Origin of the sequence: Mesorhizobium qingshengii (genome assembly GCF_900103325.1) — a bacterium.
Taxonomy (GTDB): Bacteria; Pseudomonadota; Alphaproteobacteria; order Rhizobiales; family Rhizobiaceae; genus Mesorhizobium; species Mesorhizobium qingshengii.
In genome coordinates this window covers 103,422-113,431 of sequence record NZ_FMXM01000020.1, presented here as the reverse complement: position 1 = coordinate 113,431, position 10,010 = coordinate 103,422, and the positions used below count along the sequence as shown (strand labels likewise).

Sequence of the window (10,010 nt, the reverse complement as noted above, 5' to 3'; positions counted from 1 at the left end):
TGGGAGTGTCCGGTCCTGCTGTCACAGCGTTCGCTCCTCGAGCAAACCATTGGCGTTGTAGAAATCCCGCAGGCTGGCCAAGGCAGGATGGGACAGCGCCCGCCGCAGATAGTCGCGGATGCGCGGCAGATGCTTCAGGTAGTAGGGTTTGCCGTCGCGCTTTTCGAGGCGCACGAAGATGCCGAGGATCTTGGAGTTGCGCTGCGCCGCCATGATTGCATAGGATTCCAGGAAGCTCGCTTCATCGAAAGCCCCCGCCGCATGACGCGCCGCGACATAGGCATCGAGCGTCCTTTTCTCGATCTGCGGCGATATGGTGACGCGGGCATCCATGGCGAGCGAGGCGACGTCATAGGCTGAAGGACCGATCAGCGCATCCTGGAAATCGACGATGCCCAGCCGATCATGGCCGGAACGGTCACCGCGCCAGATGATGTTGGGCGAATGGAAATCGCGCAGCATCAGCGTGTACTCGCGGCCGTCCAGCCGGTCGAGAAGCGCATTCCATTCTTTGGCGTAGCCGGCGCGCAAGCTCTCGCTTGCCGGGCTGCCCGCTATCGCCGGCACGTACCAGTCGACCAGCAGATCGGCTTCGATCATCATGGCGTCCCGGTCGAAAGGCGGCACGTCGTGGAAGCCGCCCTGCCCCGTTTCCATGTGCCGGGGCCAGCTCCTGCCATGCATCATGGCGAGCAGCTCCGCCGCCGCCGCGTAACGCTCGGCCACCGGTTGGCCGTCCTCACCGAGGAATCCCTCGGAACCAAGATGTTCGAGCAGAAGGAACCCCTGATCCTGGTCCTCGGCATGGATTTGCGGAACGCTGACGCCGCCAGCCTTCAATGCCCGGTCGATGGCGACGAAGGCGGAGACCGACTGGGCGGTGTGAGCGATCTCGGCATAGGGCTTGCCGTCGCGCACCGGCGGTCCGAGCACCAGCCGCGGCGAGTTCATCAGCACTCGCGGCTTGTGGCCGGCAAGCGAAACGATCTCATAGGAGCGGGCAGAGGCATCGCCGATGAAATGGCGGCGCCGCGCATCGCCCCAGCCGGCACTCCCAAGAAAGTCGCGCATGGCCAGCGACCGTGCCACGCGGTCGAAGGCGGCACCTTGCCCCGACAGTCGCGCCAGCCGGCCCTCGCCATGCTGGATGAGTTCGATCAGCACCGAGGTTTTCGGCAGATAGGCCTCCGCCCGTTCCGGCCATTCGACCAGAGCGGCACCTTGCGTCAGGGCTTCCTCGAAACCCAACTCGTCGATTTCGGCCGCCGAGGACAGGCGGTAGAGATCGAAGTGATGGACCGGGATGCGGGTATCGTAGCTCTGTACCAGCGTGAAGGTCGGACTCGGAACGTCGAGGCCGGTATCGTCGGCCAATGCCCTGATCAATGCCCGTGCCAGCGTCGACTTGCCGGCGCCGAGATCACCCTTGAGCGCCAGCACGTCACCGGCGCGCAGCGCCAGCGCCAGATCCTCGCCCAGCAGCGCTGTCTGTGTCTCGTCCGCGAGTAAACACTCCAGCACCAATCCCGTCATCGAGTGCGCTACTCGGCCGCTGCGCGGATGCCGGGCATGTCGGGAAAGGTGCAGATGACGGTGGTGCCCTTGTCCTTGCCGGTCTCGATGCGAACGTTGCCGCCATGCAGTTCGACAAAGCTCTTCACGATCGACAGGCCGAGACCGGCGCCGCGACGGCGGCCGCCATTGGTGCGCGGCTCAAAACGGCGGAATACCGAATCGAGCAGGTCCGGCGGCATGCCGGGTCCGTCGTCATGAACCGAGAATTCCACGCCGTCCGCCAGCTGGCGGCAAGCGAGCCTGATGGTGCTGGCTTCCGGCGCGTAGTTGGCGGCGTTGCTGAGCAGATTGTAGAGGATCTGGCGGACCCGGATTTCGTCGCCGTGAAACGTCTTCGGCGCCTTGGCGGCATCGACCTCGAGCCTGATCGAATGCTCTTCCAGCCGGTCGGCCACCAGTTCCGCCGCGGCGGCGATGGTCTGGTCGACATGCACCTCGGAAATATCGAGCTCCATGATGCCGGCATCCACGGTGGCCAGGTCGAGGATGTCGTTGACGATGGTGAGCAGGACCGAGGAGGACGAGCTGACATGCCCGACATATTCGCGCTGCTTCTGCGTCAGCGGGCCGGTCGCCGGCAGCGAAAGCAGTTCGGTGAAGCCGATGATGTTGGTCAGCGGCGAGCGCAGTTCATAGGACACGTGCTGGACGAATTCATTCTTGAGCTGATCGGATTTCTCCAGCGCCTCGTTCTTGTCCTTCAGCGCCCGTTCGACGTTGACGCTGTCGGTGACATCGACGAACGTCATCATCACTTGCCCGTTGGGCAACGGGATCATGGCGTAGCTCAGCACATTGCCATTGTTGAGTTCGGTCTGGCCGTGGCGGTCGCGGCGCTCGTCGTCGAAACCGGTGACGGCGGCAACGAAGCCGGGCCAGGGGCTGTCGACCGCCTGCCGGTCGCAAAGGTCGCGGATGGTGGATACGTGGACATTGGGCTTGGCGGCCTCCGCGCTCAGCCCCCAGAGTGTCGCAAAGGCAGGGTTCGACAGTCGAAGCCTGCCATCGGGACCGAACACCGCCACGCCTTCGGCAAGATTGTCGAGCGTCTCGCCCTGGACCCGCACCGCGGTCTGGTAGCGGCTTTCGAGGTCCATCTTCTCGGTCAGATTCTCGAATACCCAGGTCACGCCGCCCTTGGGCTGCGGGTTGGCGACGACGCGGATGGTCTTGCCATCAGGCAGGTGCCACCAATGTTCCTGTGATTCGACGGCGCGATAGGCGCCAAGCAGGCCTTCCTTCCAGCGACGCCATTCGGGTTGCTCGGCGATCTTGCCCTCGCTGCGCAAACGGTCGAGCAACAGCGCATTGTCGGGAGCGCTGTGCAGGAAGCCGCTGTCGAGACCCCATAGCTTCTGGAAAGCCTGGTTGAAGAACCGCAGCTTCTCGTCGGTGTCGAAAATGGCGACCGCGGTGTTGAGCTGGTCGAGCGTGTCGGCGTGGCTTCTGACGGTCCGCTCGTATTCGCCGCGAACCGCCTCGATGGCGCTGGTGTCGCAAGCAAGGCCGGCCGAACCATCCGGGCCGGCGAAGTCCGTCACCGCGAACACGCGGCGGTCGCCTTCGATCACGGTGGAAAGCGTCTGCTCGAAGACCGGATGCGACTTGTGCTGGGCGGCGATCGCATCGCGTGCCTGGCCGCCGAGAAACTCCTTCGCCTCGCGAACGGCCGTCTCCGCATTGTCGGCTTCGACCGCGTCGGCATAGGCCCGGTTGACCCACTTCAACCGCCCATCCTCGGTGCGCAGCCATGCCGGCATCTCCAGCGCGTCGAGCAGGCCAATCATCGTCTCGTGGTCAGCGACGAGGCGCTGGTTTTCGATCTTCAACCTGGCCTGGCTGCGCTGCGTCTCCGAAAGCGAGACGAAACGCACGATCACATGCGCCGCGCTCTTGCGGCCATGCACCTCAAGCGGTGCGCCGGCCTGCGATTCGATGACGAGGTCGAAGGGTTTCGCCTTTTCGCGCAACCCCGCAATGGCATGCTCGAGCGCCGCCGCCGAGCGCGGCATTAGCCAGCGACCGAAAGCGAGGAAGGCGGCACGGTCGTCGGGAGCGCCGCTTTCGACCGGCAATGTACCGATGAGTTCGGGTTTCTTGTTTTCGGAGGCCCACACGACCACACGCTGGTCGCGCAGATTGAGCAGCGCTTCGGAGCGGCGCAGAGCCGCGTTGATGTCGGCGATGCGGCTCCTGAGTTCGACATTTTCCGCCGAGGTGCGGGCCCGTTCGCGGATGAGAACGATGGCCGACAGAAGTGCCGCGCCCGTCACGCCGACAAACACGGCAAGCTGCATGACCTCCACCGTGCTGATCGAAAAGCCGGCGGCGGCGACCCCCACGGCTTCGGCATGCGCGACCGCACCGAGCAAGGGGCCGGCCAACGCAGAGGTGGCAAGGAACAGTCGCGCGCGGGCGCGCCATGAAAGGCTCCCGCCTTGCGAGGCAGGGCCAGCGATCCCCGAATCGTCGTGGCCGCCGGAAACGGCCCGTCCCGCTCTGTGCGGGTGTTGCCCCGGCATGTCTTGGTCCTCTCCGCCGCCTGAATGCAAGACCGCCCTGATACGCGCTTCTCTGATCCCCTCTCGGGCCGGAAGCGTCGCGAATCACCTGACAATAAACCCTCGCCGAATCGCCGTGAAGGCTGATGGCGCGCAAAAATAAAGCCGGGCGAAAAGTCAATCGCCCGGCGTCAATATCTGGTAGGAAATTTAGCTTTGGTTAATAGCGGTAGTGTTCCGGCTTGAACGGGCCCTGGGGAGTGACGCCAATATAGGCGGCCTGCTCGCCGGACAGTTCGGTCAGGCGGGCGCCGAGCTTGTCGAGATGCAGGCGCGCGACCTTTTCATCGAGATGCTTGGGCAGCACGTAGACCTGATTCTCGTACTGGCCGGGCTTGGTGTACAGCTCGATCTGGGCCAGCACCTGGTTGGTGAAGGACGCCGACATGACGAAACTGGGATGGCCGGTGGCATTGCCGAGATTGAGCAGGCGACCTTCCGACAGCAGGATCATCCGCTTGCCGTCCGGGAAGGTGATCATGTCGACCTGCGGCTTGACGTTGGTCCATTTCAGGTTGCGCAGGGAAGCTACCTGGATCTCGTTGTCGAAGTGACCGATGTTGCCGACGATCACCATGTCCTTCATCGAGCGCATGTGGTCGAGGGTGACGACATCCTTGTTGCCGGTGGTGGTGATGACGATGTCGGCGGTCGGGGCCGCATCTTCCAGCGTGACGACTTCAAAACCGTCCATCGCCGCCTGCAGCGCGCAGATCGGGTCGACTTCGGTGACCTTGACGCGGGCGCCGGCGCCCTTGAGCGAGGCCGACGAGCCCTTGCCGACGTCGCCATAGCCGCAGACGACAGCGACCTTGCCGGCCATCATCGTGTCGGTGCCGCGACGGATACCGTCGACCAGCGATTCCTTGCAGCCGTATTTGTTGTCGAATTTCGACTTGGTGACCGAATCGTTGACGTTGATGGCGGGGAAAGGCAGCAGGCCCTTCTTCTGCAGCTGGTAAAGCCGGTTGACGCCGGTCGTCGTCTCTTCGGTGACCCCGCGGATCGCCGCCTTCTGCTTGGTGAAGAAGCCGGGCGAAGCCTTCAGGCGCTTCTTGACCTGGGCGTAGAAGTACTCCTCTTCCTCGCTCTGCGGGTTGGAGAGCACGTCCTCGCCGGACTCGGCGCGGGCGCCGATCAAGATGTACATGGTGGCGTCGCCACCGTCATCGAGGATCATGTTGGAGGTGCCGCCGTCGGTCCACTGGAAGATCCTGTCCGTGTAGTCCCAGTACTGCTCAAGCGACTCGCCCTTGACGGCGAATACCGGGATCCCAGCCTCGGCGATGGCCGCGGCCGCATGGTCCTGGGTCGAGAAGATGTTGCAGGAGGCCCAGCGGATGTCGGCGCCGAGCGCCTTCAGCGTCTCGATCAGCACCGCCGTCTGGATGGTCATGTGCAGCGAGCCGGTGATGCGCGCGCCCTTGAGCGGCTTCTTGTCGCCGAATTCCTCGCGGCAGGCGATCAGGCCCGGCATTTCGGTTTCGGCGATCTCGATTTCCTTGCGGCCCCAGTCGGCAAGCGAGATGTCGGCGACCACATAGTCCTTGCTACCCGTCATGGCAGTGCTCCGATGCGAATTGTTGTGCTGCGAATTGGTTGCGGATGCGCCCGCGCCGGTCGGCGCGTCGAAGGGCGCGAATTGCCGGATTGACTAGCAGATCAGGCTCAAGACGACAATGGGATATAAAGAAATCTTTATCCGTGCATGTGTCGAGGAGAAGCCTCTTTCGCTCCGCGCGGGATCAGGCTTCCTCGCCGAAGCGGGATGCAACCAGCTGCTCCAGCGCGTCGATGACCTGCAAGGCCTCCGGCCCGCTGGCAGTGACGCGGATCGAATAGCCCGGGCTTGCCGCCAGCATCATCAGCCCCATGATCGAGGTGCCGCCGACCTGGACGCCGTCCTTCTCGACATGCACCGAGGCGTCGAAACCGCTGGCCACCTGGACGAACTTCGCCGAGGCGCGCGCGTGCAGGCCGCGCTGGTTGACGATCGGAAACTCCCGGACGATCTGGTCTTTTTCCGGGGACAGCGCGTTCATTTGCTGCTCAAGAGCTGGCTGGCGACGTTGATGTACTTGCGGCCGGCCGCCTGCGCCTCGTCGAGCGCCGCCGCCATGTTGTCGCCCTTGCGGATCGAGGAGAGCTTGATCAGCATCGGCAGGTTCATGCCGGCGATAACTTCGGTGCGGCCGGACTCCATGACCGAAATGGCAAGGTTGGAGGGCGTTCCGCCGAACATGTCGGTCAGCACGATGACGCCCGTCCCGGTATCGACACGGGCCACGGCGTCGACGATGTCGCGGCGACGCTGCTCCATATCGTCATCGGCCCCGATCGCCACGGTTTCGAAATTGTCTTGTGGCCCGACGACATGTTCCACGGCATGTCGGAACTCGGCGGCCAGTTGACCGTGCGTTACAAGCACGAGTCCGATCATTCTTTGGTGGCTCCCGTCATCGCCGCTTCACAGGCGTATTTTATGCTCGCCAGCCATTCCAGGCGGCGGGAGCGCTATCTTGTCGACGCGCGGCCGGTTGACAAGCCCAAAATTGCGCGGGCCCATGCCATTTTGACGCATTGCAGCAAAAAATCCGCAGCGGATCATAGAAAAGGCGCGATCGACAGCCGCGCCATCACGGCGGGCAAGGCGGTGGCGGCATTACGCTCGGCAAGGTCGATACGCGGCACCGGGCAGCCTGCGACCGGCTCGCTGATTTCCTCCTGGAAACGGGCCATCTCTGCCTTTGGCACCAGCCTCACATGCAGGTCGATCACTCCGCCCGGCTCGAACGGCAGCGGGCGCGGCATGAACCCAGGCACTTCGGCGAGACCAGCGATGGGCGCCGGCACGCGACAGACCAGCCGCCCGCCGCGGGCCGCGGCAAGAAGCCTGTCGTCGCCGATCAGCCGCGAGAACAGCCCGCGCGCGCGGCAATGGTCCAGGAGTGTCAGCGCCAGCGTCGTCTTTCCGGCGCCGGACGGCCCGGTGATAAGGACGCCGCGCTCGCCGATCAGGATCGCGGTTCCGTGAATGTTTTCAGGCTGCACGATCGGATCGACCACGACTTTGCGGGATCATGGCTTTTGAGATGAGGCATGATCTTGTCCGAAAACCGGTTCCCACTTTTTGCTGCGCTGACCGGTTCGGGATCATGCTTCGGCCGGTAGCGTCACGACAAAGCGCGCGCCCTTGATCTCGCCGGGCTTGGTGCCGGGGATGTTCTCGGCGGTCAGCGTGCCGCCGTGGGCTTCGACGATCTGCCTGGATATCGACAGGCCAAGCCCCGAATTCTGGCCGAACGCCTCGCCCGCCGGGCGGTCGGTGTAGAAGCGTTCGAAGATGCGGTCGATGTTGTCGGCCCGGATGCCGGGACCATTGTCGTCGATGGTGAGGATGTTGAACTTGCCGGCGCGCGCCAGCGACAGGGTGATGTGACCGTGATCCTCGGGAACGAAGGAACGGGCGTTCTCGATCAGGTTGGTGACGACCTGGCCGATGCGCAGGTCATGGCCGACGACGAAATAGCCTTTGACGCCCTGCGGCAGCTTGCCGACCTTGAATTCGATCTCGACCGCCTTCTTGTTGCGCGTCGCCTCGCGCGAAACCGCGACCAGATCGGTGATGAATTTCTTCAGGTCGACCGTCCCGGCATCTTCACGCGCCAGCTCGGCATCAAGACGGGAGGCGTCGGAAATATCGGTGATGAGACGATCAAGACGCCTGACGTCGTGCTGGATGATGTCCATCAGCCGGCTGCGCGAATTGTCGTTCTTGGCCAGCGGCAAGGTTTCCACCGCGCTGCGCAACGACGTCAGCGGGTTCTTCAGCTCGTGCGAGACGTCCGCCGCAAAGCTTTCGATCGCCTCGATGCGGGCGTAGAGGGCGTTGGTCATGTCGCGTATGGCGATCGACAGGTTGCCGATCTCGTCCTGCCGGTCGGAGAAGTCCGGGATTTCCTCGCGGCTCTTGACCCCGCGCCGCACGCGTACGGCCGCAGCCGACAGCCGGCGCAGCGGGTTGGCGATGGTGGAGGCGAGAAGCATGGACAGGATGGCGGTGACGAGGGCCGCGATCCCAAACACGCGCAGGATCGCCTTGCGCTCGGCGGCGACGATCTTGTCGATGTCGCCGCCTTCGGTCGACAGCATCAGCACGCCGAGAACGGCGCGGAAGCGCTGGATCGGCACCGCCACCGAAACGATCTGCTCGCCCTGTTCCGAGATGCGCACGATGGTCGACGGGCTGCCGGTGAGCGCCTTGACCACTTCCGGGAAGGCGGCGCCGTTGCCGCCCGGCTGCTCGTGATAAACAGGCAGTTCGGTGTTGCGGAAGAAATCGAAGACGAACTTCTGGATGCGCGCGAGCAGATCAGGCTCTTCCTCGTCGACCGGCGGCAGGTCGTAGCGCAGGATCTGGCCGCGCGAATAGAGATGGCGCGAATCGAGCAGCAGATTGGCGTCGCGGTCATAGATGCGGGCGCGGGTCCGGGTCGGCGAGATCAGCCGTCTCAGCACCGGTGCGACGCGCTCCGGGTTGATCGGGAAGTCCAGATTGTCGAGCTGGTCCGAGCCCGGGCCGAGACTTTCGCCGGCCTGCAGCTCAAGCAGCTTTTCCGGATCGATGCTGATCGAGTCGGTCTCGACCGTGGCCGAGGCGGCTATCGCGCCGGCGATGATCTCGCCCTGGGTCATCAGGCTTTCGACGCGGGCATCGATCAGCCCGTCGCGGAAGGTGTTGAGGTAGAGGATGCCGGTGACCAGGACGGCCAGACCGGCGAGATTGAGGAAGAGGATGCGCCGCGTCAGGCTGGAAAAGATATGATGGCCGAGGAAGCGACGCATCGGCACCGTGATTTTCGACACGAATGACGGCATGATGCGCGACGGTCGCCTGGCAGCGCCCGCCGGTCTTGTTCGCTGTGCCTCCACTGCCATCGAATAGCAGGCCCTGCCTAGTCTTTATTTCGATGCATAACGTCGTGCATCAACTCATGCTTCGCGGAAGCGGTACCCGACTCCGTAAAGGGTTTCGATCATCTCGAAGTCGTCATCGACGGCCTTGAACTTCTTGCGCAGCCGCTTGATGTGGCTGTCGATGGTGCGGTCGTCGACATAGACCTGCTCATCATAGGCCGAATCCATCAGCGCATCACGGCTTTTTACGACACCGGGACGCTGCGCCAGCGAATGCAGGATCAGGAACTCGGTGACGGTGAGCGTCACCGGCTCGCCCTTCCAGGTACAGGTATGGCGCTCCTGATCCATGACAAGCTGGCCGCGTTCGAGCGAACGTGCCTGCTGGCTGGGCGTCTTGGCCGCGGCTTCACGGGCACTGGCGCGACGCAGCACGGCGCGCACCCGCTCGACCAGCAGACGCTGCGAGAATGGTTTGCGGATGAAATCGTCGGCGCCCATCTTGAGGCCGAACAATTCATCGATCTCGTCATCCTTGGAGGTCAGGAAGATCACCGGCAGGTCGGACTTCTGGCGCATCCGGCGCAGCAGCTCCATGCCGTCCATGCGCGGCATCTTGATGTCGAGGATGGCAAGATTCGGCGGACGTGCCGCCAGGCCCTCCAGCGCGGACGCACCATCCGTGTAGGTCTCGACGCGATAGCCCTCGGATTCGAGAGCGATCGACACCGACGTCAGAATGTTGCGGTCGTCATCGACAAGCGCGATTGTTGCCATTTCAAGCGGCTCCCTCATGAGCTGTCCCTTCTTTCGTAGAGAAGGGGCTTTTGCAGGACAAATTAGGTACAAAATGTGGCATAGGCCCTGGCCGCTGTCACGGGCGGCGTGCCGGCGGTCACAATTGCACCTCACTACGGATTAGACGATCGAACCCTGCCAATCCTTTGGGCAACCGCC

At 63.6% G+C, this 10,010-nt stretch carries 8 protein-coding genes; all 8 read right to left on the bottom strand.

Annotation, left to right across the window (positions count from 1 at the left end):
• Positions 1-21: 21 nt before the first annotated feature.
• The gene (gene tsaE / locus BLS48_RS26290) at positions 22-1,533 is read right to left on the bottom strand and encodes a tRNA (adenosine(37)-N6)-threonylcarbamoyltransferase complex ATPase subunit type 1 TsaE (protein ID WP_091584214.1); all 1,512 of its coding nucleotides are present in this window, start codon (positions 1,531-1,533) and stop codon (positions 22-24) included.
• A gap of 8 nt (positions 1,534-1,541) precedes the next feature.
• Positions 1,542-4,097, bottom strand: coding sequence for a sensor histidine kinase (locus BLS48_RS26285; RefSeq protein WP_091584212.1), 2,556 nt, complete (start codon positions 4,095-4,097; stop codon positions 1,542-1,544).
• A gap of 199 nt (positions 4,098-4,296) precedes the next feature.
• Positions 4,297-5,697, bottom strand: coding sequence for an adenosylhomocysteinase (gene ahcY / locus BLS48_RS26280; RefSeq protein ID WP_091584209.1), 1,401 nt, complete (start codon positions 5,695-5,697; stop codon positions 4,297-4,299).
• A 184-nt stretch (positions 5,698-5,881) separates the two neighbouring features.
• Positions 5,882-6,178, bottom strand: coding sequence for an HPr family phosphocarrier protein (locus BLS48_RS26275; protein ID WP_091584207.1), 297 nt, complete (start codon positions 6,176-6,178; stop codon positions 5,882-5,884).
• On the bottom strand, positions 6,175-6,576 hold the full coding sequence (locus BLS48_RS26270; protein WP_056589309.1) for a PTS sugar transporter subunit IIA: 402 nt from the start codon (positions 6,574-6,576) through the stop codon (positions 6,175-6,177). Before BLS48_RS26270 ends, BLS48_RS26275 begins: the two co-directional genes overlap by 4 nt.
• 164 nt (positions 6,577-6,740) lie before the next feature.
• Positions 6,741-7,202, bottom strand: a complete 462-nt coding sequence (locus tag BLS48_RS26265) for an HPr kinase/phosphorylase (protein WP_091584204.1) — start codon at positions 7,200-7,202, stop codon at positions 6,741-6,743.
• Between the two features lie 87 nt (positions 7,203-7,289).
• Positions 7,290-9,074 carry a sensor histidine kinase gene (locus tag BLS48_RS26260; RefSeq protein ID WP_091584201.1) on the bottom strand — a complete coding sequence of 595 codons (1,785 nt, stop codon included), beginning with the start codon at positions 9,072-9,074 and terminating at the stop codon, positions 7,290-7,292.
• Positions 9,075-9,128: 54 nt separating this feature from the next.
• Entirely contained in the window at positions 9,129-9,830 is a 702-nt protein-coding gene (locus tag BLS48_RS26255) for a response regulator transcription factor (protein ID WP_013528337.1), read from the bottom strand.
• Between the last annotated feature and the right edge of the window lie 180 nt (positions 9,831-10,010).

Coding starts and splice junctions, on each gene's coding strand:
- tsaE (WP_091584214.1), bottom strand. CDS start 1,533: ATGACGGGATTGGTGCTGGAGTGTTTACTCGCGGACGAGACACAGACA.
- BLS48_RS26285 (WP_091584212.1), bottom strand. CDS start 4,097: ATGCCGGGGCAACACCCGCACAGAGCGGGACGGGCCGTTTCCGGCGGC.
- ahcY (WP_091584209.1), bottom strand. CDS start 5,697: ATGACGGGTAGCAAGGACTATGTGGTCGCCGACATCTCGCTTGCCGAC.
- BLS48_RS26275 (WP_091584207.1), bottom strand. CDS start 6,178: ATGAACGCGCTGTCCCCGGAAAAAGACCAGATCGTCCGGGAGTTTCCG.
- BLS48_RS26270 (WP_056589309.1), bottom strand. CDS start 6,576: ATGATCGGACTCGTGCTTGTAACGCACGGTCAACTGGCCGCCGAGTTC.
- BLS48_RS26260 (WP_091584201.1), bottom strand. CDS start 9,074: ATGGCAGTGGAGGCACAGCGAACAAGACCGGCGGGCGCTGCCAGGCGA.
- BLS48_RS26255 (WP_013528337.1), bottom strand. CDS start 9,830: ATGGCAACAATCGCGCTTGTCGATGACGACCGCAACATTCTGACGTCG.